Raw genomic sequence first — 20,457 nt, 5'->3', positions numbered from 1 at the left:
ATTAGCCTGATAAGCCTTATTAGCCCAATTAGCCATATTGCCTTATCAGAACCAATAACCCTAACCCTCAACATTCAACACCCACCACCCACCACCCAAATGTATAGCAATAAAGAAAACGTAAACATCCTTACATCCCTTCTCATAAAGGAAAAAGTAACGAAAGCCGTTGTATGTCCAGGTTCTCGTAACTCACCTATCGTACACAATCTCTGTGCTTGTCCCGAGATTGAGTGCTATCCTGTTACCGACGAACGGTCGGCAGGATTCGTAGCGTTAGGAATGACTTTAGCAGACAATGAGCCAGTTGTTGTGTGCGTTACATCGGGCTCTGCCCTGCTTAACTTAGCACCGGCAGCAGCTGAGACGTTCTATCAGAAACGTCCACTGATTATTATTTCAGCTGATAGACCAGCGCAGTGGATTGACCAACAGGATGGACAAACGCTTCAACAACATCGTGCATTGGAGCCAAATGTCCGTAAGAGTGTGACACTGCCAGAGCCTCATAACGAGGAGGAACGCTGGTATTGCAACCGTTTGGTCAATGAAGCGTTAAACGCAGTACGCCTGAATGATGGCAGTCCTGTGCATATCAACGTGCCAATCAGTGAACCACTCTTTGAATACAACGTACCAAAGCTTCCTGATGAACGTAATATTTTCATGCTTCATGCTACAACTGATTACTTCAGCGTTCATGAAATGGCTGTTGACTTCTTCCGTGGAAAGAAGCTAATGTTTATTCTTGGGCAGCTGACACCTGAAGTTGTGGACAATTCGCATGAAGCAATAAAGGCATTAAAGAAGGTTGCTGTCGTCCTTCAAGAGAAGTTGGCAGATGACAGTATTAGCCCTGCACAACCCATTGATGAAGTGTTGAAGATGATTGGTGATGACGAAGCTTATCGTCCTGACCACCTTATATATATAGGAGGAACGATTGTCAGCAAACGACTCCGCCAGTTCTTGCGTGAGTGTAAGTGTGAGATGTCAATCGTTGTAAATGGAATTGATGAGTTCTGTGATACTTTTATGCACACCACCGAGATGATTCAAGGTTTACCGGAGGATGTTATCACAATCTTTGCCAATGAGACTGAAGGCGTTAAAAAGTGTGACTTTGTAACGCTATGGCACAAGGCTTTCGATAAAGCCTTAGCCATCCGAAAAACGATAAAACCACGCTTCTCACAGATGTTGGCTGTTAAGGCTTTCCACGAAAAGATGAGAGAGGAGGCTGTTGATGGTAAATTATTCTATGGGAATAGCTCGGCTGTACGGCTTGGCAACATCTTCTCTGATCAATACATCTATGTTAATCGAGGTGTGAATGGTATCGAAGGCTCGTTATCAACAGCTGTTGGTTATGCCATTGCACATCAAGAAGAAGAGGATGTATACTGTGTTATCGGTGACTTGAGCTTCTTCTATGATCAAAATGCACTATGGAACGAATCTCTTCCGCCTAATCTTTCTATCCTCTTACTTAACAATGGCGGTGGAGGTATCTTCCATCAGCTGCCTGGTTTGGAGCGTTCACCTTATCGGGATAGCGCTATTGCTGCCCATCATACAACCTCTGCGGAAGGAATCTGTCAAACACATGACATCGTTTACCTCTCTGCTCGCAACGAAGAAGAGCTTTACAAGAACCTTGACAAACTCTTTAACTCGGAGGAAGGACCAGTACTTTTAGAAGTATTCACCAACGCAGAAGAAGATGCACAGGCTTTGAAGGATTATTATCAAGCATTTTAACAAAATGAACTTGCCACAGTCTATATTCATTTTAGAGCTGACTTGGCAAGTTCCTTATATTTAATCATAAACAAAAAGACCCTATGGAGAAAAGAGAATGGAAGCCTATTGAAGGCTTTAACTTTGAGGAAATCCTCTTTGAAGAGAACAACCACATAGCAAAAGTAACCATTAACCGCCCTCGCTATCGTAATGCTTTCACCCCGAAAACAGTGTGGGAAATGTCACAGGCATTCAACTACTGTCGTGAAACCCTTGACATCCGCGTGGTCATTCTGACTGGTGCTGGCGACAAAGCATTCTGCTCTGGCGGTGATATGCACGTAAAGGGACATGGCGGATACATAGGTAGTGATGGCGTTCCACGCCTCAACGTACTTGACTTGCAGATGCAGATTCGACGCCTTCCAAAGCCAGTCATCGCTATGGTTAATGGTTATGCCATTGGTGGTGGACACGTCCTTCATGTGGTATGCGACCTTTCAATAGCATCAGACAATGCTATCTTCGGACAGACAGGACCTAAGGTTGGTTCCTTTGATGCTGGCTTCGGTGCATCTTATCTGGCACGTGTCGTGGGTCAGAAGAAGGCTCGTGAGATATGGTTCTTGTGTCGTCAGTACTCTGCTGTAGAAGCTGAACGAATGGGATTGGTCAATAAGGTAGTTCCTTTCGACCGTCTCGAAGACGAGTGTATAGAATGGGCAGAGACAATGATAGAGCGTTCTCCATTGGCACTCCGTATGATGAAAGCTGGCTTCAACGCAGAACTTGATGGTCAGGCAGGTATTCAGGAGCTTGCAGGTGATGCCACCATGCTCTACTATACACTTGACGAAGCACAGGAAGGTGGCAAAGCTTTCCTTGAGAAACGTAAGCCAGACTTTGATAAGTATCCGCAGTTCCCATAATTAGTTATTGGACTTATTGGCCTAATTAGGCTAATAAGCCCAATGAAACCATTTAGTAAACAAAGACTATAGAGCTTATTAACAATTTGGCTAAGTGGCCTTATTAGGCCAATAAATCTAACAGAACCTTTATTACCAACAACTAAGAAATAATCATGGGAACACCTTTCTTGCCACAAAAGGGCAACTATCGCAACCTGATAGCTTATCAGAAAGCAGAATGCATTTATGATATTACCTATTACTTTGCCCACCATTTTTTGGATAGAAACGACAGGACGATAGATCAGATGATACAAGCAGCCCGCTCGGGGAAGCAGAACATTGCAGAAGGATGTGCTGCCTCGACAACCTCTGCAGAAACGGAAATAAAATTAGTGAATGTAGCACGTGCCAGTCTACAGGAACTATTAATTGATTATGAAGATTATCTACGTGTCCGGAATCTTACCAAGTGGGACATAAATGACAAGAGAGCAATCGTAGCACGACGCGTATGCGCCAAGCATAATGAGTCTTCTTTTTATCGTAATGCCATACAAATACGCACAGATGAAACAATAGCAAACATAGCCATTACATTGATTTATCAAGAAGATGTAATACTTAGAAAGTATTTAGACCATATCAAAGAGGATTTCATTAAACATGGTGGAATACGTGAGCAGATGACAAGAGCAAGAATTGAATATAGAAACAAACAATAAAAAACTTATAATGTACAAGATAAACATCTCCTCCCGCACCCTCCACTTCCTCCTCCCTGCAGGTACCTCACGCGGTGTCTACACAACGAGGAAGAGCTATTACGTCACACTGTCTGACACGAATCAGCCTGATGTAGTGGGTATTGGGGAATGCGCAACACTCCCCGACCTGTCGTGTGATGCCATGTCTGACGAGAAATATGAGCAGAAACTTCGCTGTTTCTGTGATGATTTCTGCCGTACAGGGGGTATTAACATTGATGCTATGCGCCCTTATCCTTCAATGCTTTTTGGGTTAGAAACGGCTAAGGCACAGTTGGATGCCAAGGGAAGCATCAACTTCTTCAACACTGCTTTTGGACGCGGAGAGGAAGGAATCACCATCAATGGACTCGTGTGGATGGGAACTTTCGATGAGATGTATCAGCGATTGGAAACGAAACTCAAGGCTGGTTTCCGCTGTGTGAAGCTGAAGATTGGTGCGATTGACTTTGAGAAAGAACTCGAACTTATAAGTCATATCCGTCAAGCATTCACACGTGAGCAAGTGGAACTACGCGTTGATGCGAATGGTGCCTTTGCTCCAGAAGATGCCATGCAACAATTAGAAGCATTGGCACAATATAATATCCACTCCATCGAACAGCCTATCCGACAGCATCAATGGCAGGAGATGGCACGCTTGTGTGCTGACTCTCCCCTACCGATAGCCCTTGATGAAGAACTTATTGGTGTCAATGATCCTGAAGAAAAAATGCTTTTATTCGATACGATTCGCCCACAATATATGATCCTAAAGCCAAGTCTTCATGGCGGTATGACTGGAACAAGAGAATGGATTAGAATGGCAAGAGAACGTAACATTGATTCATGGATAACCTCAGCACTTGAGAGTAACATCGGACTGAATGCTATCGCCCAGCTAACAGCTGACATCTACGGTCCAAACATCACCACTCCACAAGGCTTAGGTACGGGACAACTCTTCACTGACAATATCCCAATGCCATTAGAAATCAGGGGCGATCAGCTTTGGATAAGCGATTAAGAAAATTATTATTCGGCTAATTAGCCCTATTAGCCTAATTAGCTTAATAAACCAAAACCAAACAACAATGACACTACAAAATTTCCTTTCAGAATGGCATAATGATAATCCACAACTCCTTGTGCATACCAGTGGTTCAACTGGTAAGCCAAAACCGCTGTGGGTAGAGAAGCGGCGTATGCTCAATTCTGCCCGCATCACCTGCGATTTCCTTGGTTTGAAGACTAACGATACCGCCCTCCTCTGTATGCCACTCGACTACATTGCAGGAAAGATGGTAGTGGTAAGAACTATTGAGCGTAACCTACGCCTGCTGAACGTAACACCATCTGGACACCCTCTCTCTGACCATTCTTTGTCTGAAGCAGGTATCCCGAACGAGGAGATAACCTTTGCTGCAATGGTACCACTGCAGGTCTATAACTCTCTACAAGTACCTAAAGAGCGTGAGCGTTTGCGCCGTATCCACCATCTTATTATAGGCGGTGGTGCTGTTGATGATAAACTGTCAGCTGCTTTACAGGATTTCCCTAACGCCGTTTGGAGTACCTACGGGATGACGGAAACGCTCTCACATATTGCGCTCCGATGTCTGAATGGACCTGACACCAGTGAGTGGTACAAACCCTTTGACGGTGTGAAAGTATGGCTCAATGAAGAAGATTGCCTGGTCATTGATGCCCCTGCCGTTTGCTCTCATCCTTTAGTCACCAACGACAGAGCTGAAATTCTCCCTACGAACACAAAGGAAGGACTTAATACTCCTTGCTTCCGTATCCTTGGACGAAAAGATAATGTGATTGATTCTGGTGGCATTAAGATTCAGATTGAGGAAGTAGAACACCTACTAAACTCCTCTCTTACAGCCGATTTTGCTATAACAAGCTGCCCCGACGAGCGTTTTGGCGAAGCTGTGGTTTTACTCACTACACAAGACGACACCAATGCAGTCAGAACACTCTGCCAACAACGTCTTCCAAAGTTCTGGCAACCTTGTTTCATCTTCCACGTTCCTACCCTTCCCCAAACAGGTAATGGAAAACCAGCAAGAGCAGAGATTAAGGCTTTGGCACGCCAGTTATGTGATTCAAAAGCATAACATTGCCCTCAATCCAACTACATTCTACATCCTATTTAGTACTCAGCACCAATGGTGCGGACCATCAGCACCATATGTGCGAACTATCAGCACCACACGTGCGGACCATCAGCACATCTATTAAAAGACTTAAAAGAGATTCGTCATAACGAACTTAATCAATGGTAGGATATAACAAGTAAAAGCTAACTTAGACATAAGTTGCTTAGAAAAAAGCACAAGACGAGAATATATAACATAAAGGTAAGGAGATATATCATACTATTAGCAAAGAAAATGCACGTAGTTACAAATAAAATTAGCCCTTGCAACTTTTCTTCATCTCATCTCCAGACACATTTTCTCAGCCCCTCACAAACAATGAAAAACTTAACCTTTTGTTTGCCACAACCGATTTTTTTAGCTAATTTTGCAGTCACAAAACCAATACATAATTTTTAAATGGACGATTATCACGCGGAGAATTTCAAACACTAAGCGTGAGGATTACAACAAGAAGTTGCTAATCCCCACACTATTATTTAACTATGGAGATTAGCTAATGAAGACATATTGGAACATTAACGGAACCCTGAATACCATTAAAGAATGGCAGCCTAACTGCTGGATTCAGGTAACTTGCCCAACAGAGCAGGATCAGCAAGAACTCGAAGACACTTTTCATATTCCAGACTACTTCTTATCGGATATCAGCGATACCGATGAGCGAGCACGCTATGAATATGATGATGGTTGGATGCTGATAATCCTCCGTATCCCTTACGTGAAGGAAATTCGCTCACGAACCCCATATACAACAGTACCATTAGGTATCATTCACAAGAAAGATGTAACCATCACGGTTTGCAACTTTGAAACAAATATGATGCTCGACTTTGTCAGCTATCAGCAAAAGAGGAATGAGGGCTTTACTGACTATGTAGACCTGATTTTCCGCCTCTTCCTTTCTTCTGCTGTGTGGTATCTAAAACGACTGAAGCAAATCAATACTTTGATTGAAAAGGCAAAGCGCAACTTGGATAAAGGTGTAGACAACGAAAGCTTGATTGGACTGAGTCGTCTGCAGGATTCGCTTACCTACTTCATCACATCCATTCGTGGCAACGAGAACCTTTTGGCTAAGTTGAAGTTTAAGTTGCAGATTGACGAGTTGGATGCCGACCTGATTGAAGACGTAAATATTGAGATGTCACAGGCACGAGAAACCACGAGTATCTACTCTGATATTCTTGAATCCACCATGGACACCTACTCAAGCATTATCAACAACAACATGAACACCGTGATGCGTACGCTCACCTCGGTGTCAATTGTTATGATGTTGCCAACGCTTATATCCTCCCTCTTCGGTATGAACCTTGTCAATGGAATGGAAACGAATCCATGGGGATTCCCTGTTGCAATGTTCTTATCAGTCGTCGTTTCTGCTGCATCATGGTGGCTGCTACGCCGTAAACGCCTACTTTAGAAGAGAGAAATTAAAAAAAAACAACTTAAAATTAGGTACATTCAAACTTTTTATCTAAGTTTGCAGTTGATATATTAGTGGTAGAAGACTACCGTGCATCTATGCAATGGTCTGAAACCTTAAATGTGGAAAAACCCAAATCACAAACAAAAAGTGAAATGATGGACTCTCAAGAAAATGCCCTGAATCAGGGTACAGAAGAAGTTAAGCTGTCTGAAGAAGTTGCAGCCAACGCTACAACGGAGAATTCCGAAGTGCAGAATGTTAATACTGATGCTGTAGAAGAAAACCTCAATCAACCAGTTGAAACGAAGTCAGAGAGCGAGAAGGAAAATCTCGCTACTAAGACTTATAGTTCAAAAAAGGAGATTATTGAGCGCCTGAAAGCTATCGTTGACAGTAACGAAACACCAGAGAAAGCTGAAGTAGAGCACCTGAAAACGGTATTCTACAAGTTGCATTTTGTTGAACGTGAAGCACAGCAGAAAGCTTATCTCGAGAATGGCGGTGACCCAGAGAAATACCAGGTATTGCCTGATGAGGATGAAGAAATCTTCAAGGCAGAGATGACCATCATTAAGGAAAAACGCCAAAAGGCTTTCCTCGCACTTGAAGAGGAGAAGCAGCAGAACCTCAAGAAGAAAGAAGCTATCATCGAACAGATTAAGGCGATGGCTACTACTCCTGAAGAGGCTAACAAGAACTTTGACCAGTTCAAGAAGCTTCAGCACGAGTGGAAAGAAATCAAGATGGTTCCTGCTGAGAAGGCTAACGAACTTTGGCGCAACTATCAACTCTATGTTGAGCAGTTCTATGACTTGTTAAACCTCAATCGTGAGGCACGCGAATACGACTTCAAGAAGAATCTTGAGAAGAAGACTAAACTCTGTGAAGCAGCTGAGAAGTTGGCGGAAGAAACAGATGTTATCAGTGCATTCCACCAGTTACAGGAACTTCATCAAGAATATCGTGAGACAGGTCCTGTTGCCAAGGAACTTCGCGAGCAGATTTGGGTACGCTTCAAAGCTGCCAGCACTGTTATCAACAAGCGTCACCAACAGCACTTCGAAACACTCCGAACACGCGAAGAAGAGAATCTAACAAAGAAGACTGCACTCTGCGAAAAGGCTGAAGAACTTGCAAAACAAGAGAATAAGTCTTCTGCTGATTGGGAGAAAGGCACTAAGGAGATCATTGCTATCCAGCAGGAATGGAAGACCATTGGTTTCGCTCCACAGAAGATGAACGTGAAGATTTTTGAACGTTTCCGTGCTGCATGTGACGACTTCTTTGGTCGTAAAGGCGAATTCTTCAAGCAGTTGAAAGAGCAGTTTGCTGAGAATACAGAAAAGAAAAAGGCACTTGTTGAAAAGGCTCAAGCATTGAGTGAGTCTACCGATTGGAAGGCAACATCTGATAAGCTCATCGCTTTACAGAAAGAGTGGAAGACCATCGGAATGGTTCCTAAGAAGATTGGTGACCAGTTGTGGAATGATTTCCTTGCTGCTTGCAACCGTTTCTTCGAGGCTCGCAATGCTGTTCACGCTGACTCCCGCAATGAGGAACATGAGAACTTAAACAAGAAACGTGATATCATCAGCCAGCTGAAAGAACTCGTTGAACAGACAGGTGAGAACTTACAAGAGAAGGTACAGAAGCTGACTGAGCAATATAATAAGGTGGGTCACGTTCCTTATAAAGAGAAAGATAAACTCTACAAGGAATACCACGAGGTATTGGATAAGATTTATAAAGACCTCCATATCTCTGCAGCACGTAAACGAGTTGACAACTTCCGCAATAACCTCAAGAAGGTTGCTGACCGCGGTGTTGATGCACTCGACAACGAGCGTGGTCGTCTGCTCCGTCGCTTTGAACAGTTAAAGCAGGAGGTAAACACTTACGAGAACAATCTCGGTTTCCTCAACATCAGTTCAAAGAAGGGCAACAGTCTTATTGACGAAATGAATCGTCGCATCCAGAAACTCAAAGATGATATGGATGAAGTGAAGCAGAAGATTAAGGCTATCGATGCTGAAAATAAATAAAAAGGACATTCTTATCTATTCAGTTTCATAATAATACAAGAGTAGATTGAAGGAAATAGAACCAAGAAAAGGGGTAATTCTTTGCAGAATTGCCCCTTTTCTTATCATCTATAACACAATTATTTCTCTCACAACAAAGTTTTATTGTCGAATTATTTTCGTAAAAAGAATTCGTAACAGCTACGAATTTCCCAAGAGAGAGATAGAAAGAGTACCTGTCAACCATAAAACATTCCCTAAAAGTAAGTTCATCCGTTAACTCCAAATCAGTCATTAGAAACTAAATATATTTTGTTTTTATCGCAAAGCCATAATTTTTATACTTATGAAACCCGACATATAGTATTTCGAAAAATCATTACATACTTTCAAATAAAATACCAATAAATAATGGTGATTATACATGTAAAATGTAAGTTTGTAGTCAACATAAAATCAGATAGTTACAAAGCAGTATAAGAAAAGATGCTTAATTGGACTTCAAAAGGGCGTTAGTTAGACTCCAAAAAAGCATCTTTTACAAGTCAATTAGGCGTCTTTTAGAAGCCAAAAGACCATGTATTGCCTTCGATACACATGAAAATAGTTTACAAACATCTATAATATCAGTCTTTGTAACTTGACGTAGCCCGCTACACCTGCGTTACAAAGCCAAACAATCTGCTCGATAATAAAACAAAATATGTTTAGCCTCTACTGACCGATTTGGATTTAACGGAAGAACCTAAAAGCTGACTTATTTATTCCTTTACTGTCTTCTTCTTTGCCTCAGTCCATGCAATGATACCACCTAAAAGGTTGGTAACGGTGTATCCTTCTTTGGCAAGAAGAGTCGCTGCTATAGCAGAACGCTTACCAGAACGACAATAAACGGCACAAGGACGTTTCTTATCAAGCTTAGCGAGAGCATTAGAAAGGAAAGAAGGAGTCAACACATCAATATGTATTGCACCTGGAATATGCCCTTCTGTAAACTCATCAAGTTTACGAACATCCACCAACTGAACAGAGTCAGACTTAATAATCTGTTCAAAACGATTAACGTCTACATCCTCATAAAGATTCTGCGCACATGCTCCCATACCTATTCCCAATACTGCCAAAATGGCTGTAAATAACTTTTTCATCTTTTAATCAGGTAAATATTTAAGTTACTAATTGAAATAAAAAAGAGAGTTGAAAACTCAACTCTCTCACTTTGTTGGGATACCCGGACTCGAACCAGGAATGACAGGACCAGAATCTGTAGTGTTACCATTACACCATATCCCATTGACTTTACAATTCATTTCCGAATTGCGAGTGCAAAGTTAGCACTTTTTCTTGAACTACCAAAACTTCTACCAACTTTTTTCATGAAAAGAGATAAAAATATTCTCAAAGACAGTTTTTCGTTGCTAAATAGCCCAAATAAGCTCAACAGGAACAAATTGCTAAATAAAATGAAATTTATTTTGTGCTTCATTCCTTTTGCGCTACCTTTGCATCTCGTATATTATAATGTTATTTAATGGATAAGACAAAGAATTTAGTAGAATTAATTACGAAGGGAATTCAAGATAAAAAAGGACATGGCATAGTTATTGCAGACCTATCAGAGATCGATGGTACTATCTGCCGCTATTTCGTTATATGCCAAGGTAACTCGACACAACAGGTAGGAGCTATTGCCGGATCAGTGAGCGATTATGTTCGCGAAACGATTGGTGAGAAGCCTATCAACTGCGTAGGACTTGGTAATGCACAGTGGGTGGCGATTGATTATGCGGACGTTATCGTCCACATCTTCACCCCAGAGACACGTGAATTCTATGACATAGAACACCTTTGGGAGGACGCCAAGTTGACCACTCTGCCAGATTTAGACTGATAAAGTAACCTGGTAATCGCCTTTTTATATAAAAAATCAGACTTCAAAATGGACAATTCAAATCCAAAGAACAAGCCGAATATGCCTAAATTCAATATGAATTGGCTCTACATATTCGTTATTATTGCCCTCGGAGTAGTATTCTTTGCTGGGGGAAATGGGCTTTTTCCGTCAAGTGCAGGTATAGACAAGGACTATACCACGTTCAAACAATACGTTGCTAAAGGCTATGCCACAAAGGTGATTGTCAATAGGAATGACAATACCCTACGCATGTATGTAAGCCCAAACCATATCCGCGACATCTTCAAGAAGGGTACACAAGAAGTGGGTACAGCCCCTTATGTTACCGTGGAGATTGGTTCGGTTGATAAGGTAGAAACGTTCCTCGATCAAGCTGTAGCTCAAAAGAAAATCGTAAGCTATAGTTATGAGAACAAAACAAGCAACACGATTCTCGATATCCTTGGTTCTATTGCACCATGGATATTCTTCTTTGGCATCTGGTACTTCCTCATGCGCCGTATGGGCGGAGGTGCCAGCGGAGGTGGTGGAGTATTCAGCGTTGGAAAATCTAAGGCAAAACTCTATGAGAAAGCCAACGAAATGGGTATCACCTTTAAGGATGTTGCTGGTCAGACAGGTGCAAAACAGGAGGTACAAGAGATTGTTGAGTTCTTGAAGAATCCTAAGAAATATACCGATTTAGGTGGTAAAATCCCTAAGGGTGCACTGCTTGTTGGTCCTCCGGGAACAGGTAAGACCCTCTTAGCTAAGGCTGTTGCAGGTGAGGCTGGTGTACCATTCTTCTCGATGAGTGGCTCAGACTTCGTTGAAATGTTCGTCGGAGTTGGTGCGAGCCGAGTGCGTGATGTATTCCATCAGGCTAAGGAGAAGTCACCTTGTATCATCTTTATTGACGAGATTGATGCCGTTGGACGTGCTCGCTCAAAGAACCCAGCTATGGGCGGAAACGACGAACGTGAGAATACGCTCAACGCCCTTCTGACCGAGATGGACGGCTTCGGAACGAACTCAGGCGTTATCGTTCTTGCAGCAACGAACCGTGTTGACATGCTCGATAAGGCACTCCTTCGTGCCGGACGATTCGACCGTCAGATACACGTTGATCTACCAGACTTGCCTGAGCGTAAGGAAATATTCCTCGTCCATATGCGCAATTTGAAGTTAGAGAAGAATCTTGATATCGATCTCCTTGCACGTCAGACGCCAGGTTTCTCAGGTGCTGATATTGCCAATGTATGTAACGAAGCTGCCCTGATTGCAGCCCGTCACGACAGCACAGAGGTAACAAAGCAAGACTTCTTAGACGCTGTAGACCGTATCATCGGCGGCTTAGAGAAGAAGACAAAGATTATGACAGCTGACGAGAAACGCACTATTGCCCTTCACGAAGCAGGTCACGCAACTATCAGTTGGTTCTGTGAGCATGCCAACCCATTGGTAAAGGTGAGCATCGTACCACGTGGTCAGGCACTCGGTGCAGCATGGTATCTGCCAGAAGAGCGCCCTATCACAACAAAGGAACAGATGCTTGACGAGATGTGTTCATTGCTTGGTGGACGTGCTGCAGAGGAACTCTTCACTGGTCATATCTCAACAGGTGCAATGAATGACCTCGAACGTGCGACCAAGAGTGCATATGGTATGATTGCTTATGCAGGTATGAGTGAGAAGTTACCAAACATCTGTTATTATAACAATGATGAATATAACTTCCAGAAGCCATACTCTGACACAACGGCTAAGACCATCGACGAAGAGGTACTGAAGATGATTAACGGCCAGTATGAGCGTGCAAAACAGATTCTGACAGAGCACAAAGAAGGTCATAACCGTTTGGCACAGATTCTCATTGAACGTGAGGTAATCATGGCAGAAGACGTTGAGAAAATCTTTGGAAAGCGTCCTTGGGTAAGTCGTACACAGGAATTGCTTGAGCAGGAAGAGAAGTCTCAGCCTAAGCTGGAGGATATGCCAGAGGAGGTTAAGCAGGCACAAGCAGAGCACGAAGCAAGAATCGCAAAAGAAGGTAACGACAACGCAAGTGATTTATAAACAAACATACAGTTATGAGTGATAAACTAAAGAACCTGATTGTCAGAGCTGTTACAGGAGTATTCTTCGTCACCGTGATGGTGTTGGGCATCCTTCATCCTCACGCACTGATTGCTCTTTTCGCACTCATCACGGGTCTTTCCATTTGGGAATACACAGGATTGGTGAACAATATCAAAGGAGTAAGGGTAAACCGCTTTATCTCAACCATAGCGGGAGTCTATTTCTTCCTATCGGTTGCAGGACTACGTTTGACACCAGTTGAGGGCTTCGTTATCTTTGTACCCTACATTCTGACAATTCTCTACTTATTGGTTTCAGAACTGTATCTGAAGAATGAGAACCCTATCAACAGCTGGGCATACACAATGTTGGGACAGATGTATATCGTATTACCTTTCTCAATGATTAACGTATTGGCATTCCAGCAGGGTGAGATGGGACAGGTAACCTTTGATTTCCTCCTTCCATTGAGTATCTTCATCTTCCTTTGGACAAATGACACAGGTGCTTATCTCTGCGGTTCGCTCTTCGGCAAGCATAAACTCTTCCCACGTATCAGTCCTAAGAAGAGTTGGGAAGGAAGCATAGGAGGTGGACTCCTCGTATTGATTGTTGCTGGAGTTATCGGATATTTCACCAATACTGACACCGATCCACATATGCTTAGCATTCCTGCATGGATAGGATTAGGACTGGTGGTTGTGGTCTTCGGTACATGGGGCGACCTTGTTGAGAGTCTCTTCAAACGCACACTCGGTATCAAAGACAGTGGAAATATCCTACCAGGACACGGTGGAATGCTCGACCGATTCGACTCTTCACTGATGGCAATACCTGCTGCAGTGGTCTATCTTTACACACTGACACTCTTCTAAAGACTATACATTATAAAGTCTTAAGACATAATATACAACACACATAAAGGCAGACAATAACGTCTGCCTTTATTGTTTCATACAACCTTCACCCCCTACTCTATACAGAAAAACAAGCATAGAGTTGCTGTTCTATGATTAATTTCGTAACTTTGTGTCATTAAAACGTCTATCGAACAATACTCAAAAGTTTATCAATAACAAACTAAAAGCTTATACAAACAATGAAAAATTTATTCTTAATCGCAGCTCTAGCACTCATACCATGGGCTGCAAACGCACAAAACTCAAACAGTAAATTCACCATTACACCACGTATTGGCATGACCGTCTCCGACTTCTCAGGTAGTAAACTCAAAGAAGCTTACAGTCCGAAGGCTGGCTTTGTCGCTGGTGTAGATGCCGAATTATTGGTGTCCGATAAAACTTTTGCGTTCATATCTTATTAATTCAGAATAATAAAAAAACGGGCTGATTGTTTTGTACATTCAGCCCTTCTTATTTCCTTTGTAGTTGTCAAAATAAAACAATGAAATAAGATGAACAAAAGTACACATTTTATCGGACAGCCACTATATGTTCAACTGTTAAACTATTTTAATCGTGATAAAATTCTCTCTCTGAGCCAAGCTCAGGGAGGTGAACACTATATAAAGAAGTTTGATGCATGGCATCATCTTGTTGTCATGCTTTATGCCGTAATGCTGCGTTTAGACTCTCTGCGTGAGATAAAAGCCTCTCTCTTTGCTAATGTTAATCGCTTTAATCATCTTGGTTTAAAGCATTTTCCTTGTCGAAGTACCTTATCAGATGCAAACAAACGTCGAGATTCCGAGATATTCGGTTCGATCTATATGAACCTATATGAGAAATACCGCCATGAGCTTTACTCGGACAGCCCAAATAGTGGACAGCCCAAATGGCTGAAGAATCTACAAATAATAGATTCTACGACAATAAGTCTGTTTTCTAACCTAGTCTTTAAAGGTGTAGGACGTAATCCCAAAACTGGCAAGAAGAAGGGTGGAATAAAAGTACATACAGTGATATTTGCCAATGAGAATGTTCCAAGCGATATCAAGTTCACATCTGCAGCTAGTCATGATCAGTTTGCACTTATCCCAGAACGATATGCCAATGAGGAACTGATTGCTTTTGACCGAGCCTATATAAACTATGAAAAGTTCTCTGAACTGACGCAAAGAGGCGTTATATATGTAACTAAGATGAAAAATAATCTTAGCTTTGAAAGGATTGCTGATACAGATTACCAGATGACTACAGATTATGGAGCTGTACGCGTAGAAACCATTCTCTTCCATAAGCATACAAAGGAAAAAGATATCTACCATAAAGCAAGAAAAATCACATATCAGGATAAGACCAAGAAAGGGAAAATCAGATTAATATCACTGCTGACCAATGATTTTCAGATGTCGGCAGAAGATATTATAGCTATCTATAAGAGACGATGGCAAATAGAAACCTTATTTAAACAAATAAAACAGAATTTCCCGCTAAGATACTTCTATGGAGAGAGTGCGAATGCTATAAAAATACAAATATGGATTACGCTTATAGCCAATCTGCTTATAACCCTAGTGAAGAACAAAATAAAGAGACCTTGGAGCTTCTCAGGCTTGGCAACAATGATAAGAATTCTACTTATGAGTTATGTCTCAATACAGAGTTTCTTTGAGCAGCCACATAGAGACTGGGATAGATTGATTACCCAAGTAAAAGCCCCACCAGAAGAGTTGTCATTATTCTAGGGGGGCTTGGAATTTGAAATTAGAACTAATCATGCCTATTTCAGCAGGATTGAGAGAGGATATTGCAGTATATGGAGGTTTTATCGGACAGCAATAATGCCGAATATAACTTCAGTAAGCTGTTCGGAGTATCATTAGGCGTGTTCTATAACATGCAGGGAGCCAAAGCAAATGCGGCAGTATTAATGCCAGGCTACGAGCCAACAAATAACTTTGAGATCTCTCCTGTTAACCCAACAACTACTGTCATTGGCAAGAATGCCCACATCGACTTTGACAGAAACGCTGGTAGCTATATCTATCTGACTGATTTCAGAACTGATCTGAACTACATCAGCATTCCAGTTCTTGCTCAAGCACATGTATGGAAAGGCCTTACAGCAAAGCTCGGTATACAGACTGATGTGCTGGTAAGCGCACGTTCCAAAGCAAACGTGGAGGTAAAGTATAAGGGTGTGACATATTTTGAGAAGTCCAATACCGACATTAAGGACAAACTGCATAGCTGTGTCTTCTCTATTCCTGTAGGTTTGTCCTACACATATAAGAACATTGAGCTTGACGCCCGATACCTTTGGGGTATCAGTAAGGTTGCTGATACGAAGGATGAGAATGACAAAGACCTGAAGAACAGCACCTTTGCCATCACCTTAGGCTATCGGTTCGGGCTCTAAGTCCAAACTATTAACACGATATATGTTCAACCAACACAAGACAGAATCATCCCAACAGCTCTCCTCAACGCAACCTATGATGAGCGAAGAGGAGAGCTTAACCACTAAATTCAACAAATACAACGACCTCATCTTCAGCAGTAAGCTACCTATCCCACGACTGAAATGGTCACGAGGAAAGACCCGATTGGGACAAATGGCATGCAAAAGAAAACGAAGTTGGGGACGAACAACATTCTATGACTACACCATTTCCGTTTCCAACTATTATAAACTTACGACAGAAGAAATAGATGATGTGCTCATTCACGAGATGATACACTACTCTATTGCCTATACAGGACTAAAAGATACATCTGCACACGGCGTTATCTTTCGTGGCATGATGGACAAGATTAATCGTTCATTCGGCAGACACATCACCATCTCCGTGCGCACACGCAACCTACAAGCACGCAGCGCACAACAGCCCAAAGATTATCTCATATTGGCATTAAAGACGAAAGATGGCAAGTATTTTTTCTCTTCCGTCAATCCCTCTGCTGCAGGTAAGTTGGCAATCTCCCTTGCTCGCGCTCGTGAAATAGCACATTACGCATGGTATCAGTCACAAGACGAATACTTCCGCAGTATGCCACGTGTGCGTTCTCTACGTGGTAGACAAGTGTCTGCAGAGGTCTACGAAACGATGATTAAGAAGATGAAACTACTAAAATAAAAGACTGATAGAAGCTTAAAAACGAATTATTTTCACGACAAGAAAGAATTATTTTCATGAAGAAAAATATTTATTTACGTGAAGAAAAATATTTATTTTCATGAAAAGAATTTAGACACTGCCATTGATAGGTATGCTGACTGTACGGATATTAAACAAAAAAACGCCTTTGCTGAGATTCTGCAAAGGCGTTTTCTATTTTATAAAAGATGTCTATCAGCTTAGAATACTGGCACAATCCAGAAGTGCATAGCACGGTTTTCAGCTGGCAACTGATACTTCTTCAGAGGTTCTGAACCCCAACTATCAATACCACCAACACCCATCATTGCAGCATCTAAGGTAAGATTAGTGTACTTAGACAATGGCACCTGATAGCTGTGACGTTGATGCTTCTCACTACCCTCATCGAGATCAGAGATGTTATAGTGCAATGCACTGGCAGAGAAAGCAGCCTCATCAAACAATACTCGGAATCCACGACCACTGTTGTCAGTCTGCTGCCACCAACGAATATCGCTCTTCGTACCTGTCTCCTGTGGACGGATGTAAGGGAAGAACTGCTTATCAGCCGTCTGCTCATAGCGTCCTATACGCTGAGAAAGTTTACGGTCAACGTAGTTCTCGATAGGTCCACGACCGTAGAACACTGACTTATCCATCTCATAAGGCAACTGCATCAGCATACCGAAGCGAGGAAGCTGAGGAGCCTTATTGCCCTCCTTCATTTCCATATCCATACTAACATGGAGCGCACCATCCATTGCAACATGATAAACGAGACACAATTGTCCGCCAACCTCTGGTAAATCGTATACCGCAGTGAGGCTATTCATCTTCTTCTCAACCTCTAAAGACTTCAGTGTCATAGTAGGGTTCTTCCATACAGACAGACGGTTTTGGAAATTAGTACCCATGTCGTTATCTGTAACAGCACGCCAGAAGTTAGGCTTCAAAGTACCACCATCACCAAGGAAGTTACGACCATCGACCTGATAAGTATTGAGGAAACCAGTCTTACGATCGAAAACAAGAGAGAAGTTATCGCCTGCAAAACTTACAACACCTTCCTTCACGTTGTCAGTTACCTTCATCTTCTTGTACACAACAGGCTCCATCTTAGGCATTGGCTGCCAAGACTGTACCTCCATCTGCATTTCAGCAACAGTCTGATCAGCAGCCATCAATGGTTCAGCGGTTTTCAACTTAAAGTCGATATTCAAGAGTACTTCACCATCAAACTCCTTACCTGCTATTGGCAAGGTGTATTCAACTGTCTGCTGTGGTGCAACATTCAATTCTTCAATCGCACCATTCTCAACAACCTTACCCTCATTAACAAGGCTCCATTCCATACGATAATTGCTTAGATCACGGAAGAAGTATTCGTTGTGAACAGCTATCTTGCCCTGCTTGAGATCAACTGGTCGAGCCCAGATATTCTGATATTCGTAGGCAACCTCATAAGCATGTGGATTCAACTGACGGTCAGGACCAATCATACCATTACAGTTGAAGTTGTTGTCTGATGGGTCAGTCTTATTATAGTCACCACCGTATGTGTATTCCGTCTTCACATCAACCGCATCAGCCGCACGCTCATAGTCTTCCAACCTACGAGAAGCATCAAACTTAGGATTGCGGTGTAAGCCTTGATCTACAAAGTCCCAATCAAATCCACCTTGGAACTTAGGATACTTACGAACAAGGTCCCAGTACTCCTTCAAGTTACCACCAGAGTTACCCATCGTATGGTTATACTCGCACTGGATAAGTGGACGAGTGTATTGAGTGTTCTTTGAGTAATCCTCACATGCTTTTGGAGAATAGTACATTGGGCAGAAAATATCCGTAGCATAACCATTCAACTCTGCACGCTCATACTGTACAGGACGGCTTTGGTCTTGCGACTTAATCCAATCGTATGCATCATCGAAGTTCTTGCTATAGCAAGTCTCGTTACCAAGACTCCAGAAAATGACACTTGGATGATTGAACTTCGTTCCGACATTATGCTGATTACGCTCCATAATCTGCTTAGCAAAGAGCGGACTACCCGACACTGCATCCTTACTATACCCAAAACCGTGGCTTTCTTGATTAGCCTCAGCAACCACATAGAGTCCATACTCGTCGCATAGGTCATACCAAATAGGATCGTCAGGATAGTGACAAGTACGCACTGCATTGACATTCAAACGCTTCATCAGTTTGATATCCTGAATCATACGCTCACGTGTCACAACGTAACCACCATCTGGATCCATCTCATGACGGTTAGCTCCCTTGAAGAGAACAGGCTGACCATTGACCAACACCTGCGCATTCTTGATTTCAACCTTGCGGAAACCAACTTTGAGAGGGATTGTTTCAATAGTCTTACCGGTCTTGGCATCTTCAACATTCACATAGAGATTATAAAGATAAGGAGTCTCTGCTGTCCACTTCTTAGGGTTTCTCAGCTCCATAAAAGCCTTAGCTTGCCCTGCTTTATCTGCCGTAACGACTGTCTTTGCAGCAAGATTATTATCAGTATCCTCCAAGATTAGGAATGCCTTTGTGTTGCCCGCTAACTGGAGATTGACGCTGAGTGTACCGTCCTTATAATCATTTACGAGGTCAGGCGTTACACGAATATCTTTCAAATGCTGCTTTGCATCACGCGCATAGAGATAACTATCGCGAGCAACACCACTGAGACGCCAGAAGTCTTGGTCCTCACAATAGCTGCCATCTGACCAACGGAACACTTGGAAGGCAATCTGGTTATCCCCATTCTTGAGGAACTTCGTTACATCAAACTCTGGTCCAATCTTAGAGTCTTCACTATAGCCAACGAACTTACCGTTCACCCACAGATATACACAAGATGTCACAGAACCGAAATGAGCGATAACTTGTTTGCCGTCCCAGTTGTCTGGTATGCGGATAGTACGACGGTAAGAGCCTACGTGATTTTCCTTGATAGGAACCTCAGGAGGGTTATTCTTAAAGTTACCACGCCATGCAAAACCAATGTTCACATAGACTGGGTCGCCATAACCATTCACCTCCCAGATACCAGGAACAGGGAATGTCTTCCACTGCGAGTCATCGAAGTCGGTACGGAAGAAATCTGTTGGACGTTGATCTGCATTCTCAACCCAATTGAACTTCCAGTCTCCATCAAGGGAAAGATAGTTAGCCGACTTCTTCATATCATACTTTGTTCCACGCAGATTCTCATTTGGAGCAAAGACAAAGAAGTCTGTATGCGTTGCAAAACGATTGACAGCATTCACCTGAAGGTCATGCCATTCGGTGAAAGTTGGCTCAATAGTGGCTTTCTGTGCATGAATACCAGACACAGACATGCCCATCAATAAAGCCGTTAGAAAAAGCTTATCCATATTGATAATAATTTAGGTTTCTTTCTTTAAAATCC

16 protein-coding genes and 1 tRNA gene are annotated in these 20,457 nt (G+C 42.4%); 14 read left to right on the top strand and 3 right to left on the bottom strand.

Annotated features, from left to right (window positions below):
* The first annotated feature begins 99 nt into the window (after positions 1–99).
* The 7 genes from menD (at position 100) to J4861_RS06325 (ending at position 9,042) form a co-directional block, all read left to right on the top strand.
* On the top strand, positions 100–1,761 hold the full coding sequence (gene menD / locus J4861_RS06355) for a 2-succinyl-5-enolpyruvyl-6-hydroxy-3-cyclohexene-1-carboxylic-acid synthase (RefSeq protein WP_211817298.1): 1,662 nt from the start codon (positions 100–102) through the stop codon (positions 1,759–1,761).
* An 83-nt stretch (positions 1,762–1,844) separates the two neighbouring features.
* A complete protein-coding gene (gene menB / locus J4861_RS06350; RefSeq protein ID WP_211817297.1) occupies positions 1,845–2,672 on the top strand; it encodes a 1,4-dihydroxy-2-naphthoyl-CoA synthase in 828 nt (275 codons plus the stop codon).
* Positions 2,673–2,827: 155 nt separating this feature from the next.
* Positions 2,828–3,379 (top strand): four helix bundle suffix domain-containing protein, encoded by a 552-nt coding sequence (locus J4861_RS06345; RefSeq protein WP_211817296.1) that lies wholly within the window; start codon positions 2,828–2,830, stop codon positions 3,377–3,379.
* A 10-nt stretch (positions 3,380–3,389) separates the two neighbouring features.
* Positions 3,390–4,427, top strand: a complete 1,038-nt coding sequence (locus tag J4861_RS06340; RefSeq protein WP_211817295.1) for an o-succinylbenzoate synthase — start codon at positions 3,390–3,392, stop codon at positions 4,425–4,427.
* 67 nt (positions 4,428–4,494) lie between these two features.
* Positions 4,495–5,526: an AMP-binding protein gene (locus J4861_RS06335; RefSeq protein WP_211817294.1), complete on the top strand. Its 1,032-nt coding sequence runs from the start codon at positions 4,495–4,497 to the stop codon at positions 5,524–5,526.
* A gap of 541 nt (positions 5,527–6,067) precedes the next feature.
* Positions 6,068–6,994, top strand: a complete 927-nt coding sequence (locus tag J4861_RS06330; RefSeq protein ID WP_004361368.1) for a magnesium transporter CorA family protein — start codon at positions 6,068–6,070, stop codon at positions 6,992–6,994.
* Positions 6,995–7,152: 158 nt separating this feature from the next.
* Positions 7,153–9,042 (top strand): DUF349 domain-containing protein, encoded by a 1,890-nt coding sequence (locus J4861_RS06325; protein ID WP_211817293.1) that lies wholly within the window; start codon positions 7,153–7,155, stop codon positions 9,040–9,042.
* A gap of 740 nt (positions 9,043–9,782) precedes the next feature.
* On the opposite strand, the gene J4861_RS06320 is transcribed toward J4861_RS06325, so the two are convergent.
* Positions 9,783–10,169 carry a rhodanese-like domain-containing protein gene (locus J4861_RS06320; RefSeq protein WP_004361372.1) on the bottom strand — a complete coding sequence of 129 codons (387 nt, stop codon included), beginning with the start codon at positions 10,167–10,169 and terminating at the stop codon, positions 9,783–9,785.
* A 74-nt stretch (positions 10,170–10,243) separates the two neighbouring features.
* Positions 10,244–10,314 (bottom strand) — tRNA-Gln (locus J4861_RS06315).
* A 238-nt stretch (positions 10,315–10,552) separates the two neighbouring features.
* Between J4861_RS06315 and rsfS the strand changes: the two genes are divergently transcribed.
* The 7 genes from rsfS (at position 10,553) to J4861_RS06280 (ending at position 17,033) form a co-directional block, all read left to right on the top strand.
* A complete protein-coding gene (rsfS, locus tag J4861_RS06310; RefSeq protein ID WP_211817292.1) occupies positions 10,553–10,912 on the top strand; it encodes a ribosome silencing factor in 360 nt (119 codons plus the stop codon).
* A 48-nt stretch (positions 10,913–10,960) separates the two neighbouring features.
* Positions 10,961–12,991, top strand: a complete 2,031-nt coding sequence (gene ftsH, locus J4861_RS06305) for an ATP-dependent zinc metalloprotease FtsH (protein ID WP_211817291.1) — start codon at positions 10,961–10,963, stop codon at positions 12,989–12,991.
* 14 nt (positions 12,992–13,005) lie between these two features.
* Positions 13,006–13,869: a phosphatidate cytidylyltransferase gene (locus tag J4861_RS06300; RefSeq protein ID WP_211817290.1), complete on the top strand. Its 864-nt coding sequence runs from the start codon at positions 13,006–13,008 to the stop codon at positions 13,867–13,869.
* A 224-nt stretch (positions 13,870–14,093) separates the two neighbouring features.
* Positions 14,094–14,318: a hypothetical protein gene (locus J4861_RS06295; protein WP_249110889.1), complete on the top strand. Its 225-nt coding sequence runs from the start codon at positions 14,094–14,096 to the stop codon at positions 14,316–14,318.
* Positions 14,319–14,408: 90 nt separating this feature from the next.
* Positions 14,409–15,641 (top strand): IS4 family transposase, encoded by a 1,233-nt coding sequence (locus J4861_RS06290; protein WP_211815727.1) that lies wholly within the window; start codon positions 14,409–14,411, stop codon positions 15,639–15,641.
* Positions 15,642–15,712: 71 nt separating this feature from the next.
* A complete protein-coding gene (locus J4861_RS06285) occupies positions 15,713–16,315 on the top strand; it encodes an outer membrane beta-barrel protein (protein ID WP_249110887.1) in 603 nt (200 codons plus the stop codon).
* Between the two features lie 76 nt (positions 16,316–16,391).
* A complete protein-coding gene (locus J4861_RS06280; RefSeq protein WP_211817289.1) occupies positions 16,392–17,033 on the top strand; it encodes a SprT-like domain-containing protein in 642 nt (213 codons plus the stop codon).
* 221 nt (positions 17,034–17,254) lie between these two features.
* Here J4861_RS06280 and J4861_RS06275 read toward each other — a convergent pair whose 3' ends face one another.
* Positions 17,255–20,422, bottom strand: coding sequence for a glycoside hydrolase family 2 TIM barrel-domain containing protein (locus J4861_RS06275; RefSeq protein ID WP_211817288.1), 3,168 nt, complete (start codon positions 20,420–20,422; stop codon positions 17,255–17,257).
* Positions 20,423–20,457 lie beyond the last annotated feature (35 nt).

The sequence above is a fragment of the Prevotella melaninogenica genome (assembly GCF_018127925.1).
GTDB lineage: Bacteria > Bacteroidota > Bacteroidia > Bacteroidales > Bacteroidaceae > Prevotella > Prevotella melaninogenica_C.
This window is presented reverse-complemented; position numbering and strand designations above follow the sequence as displayed.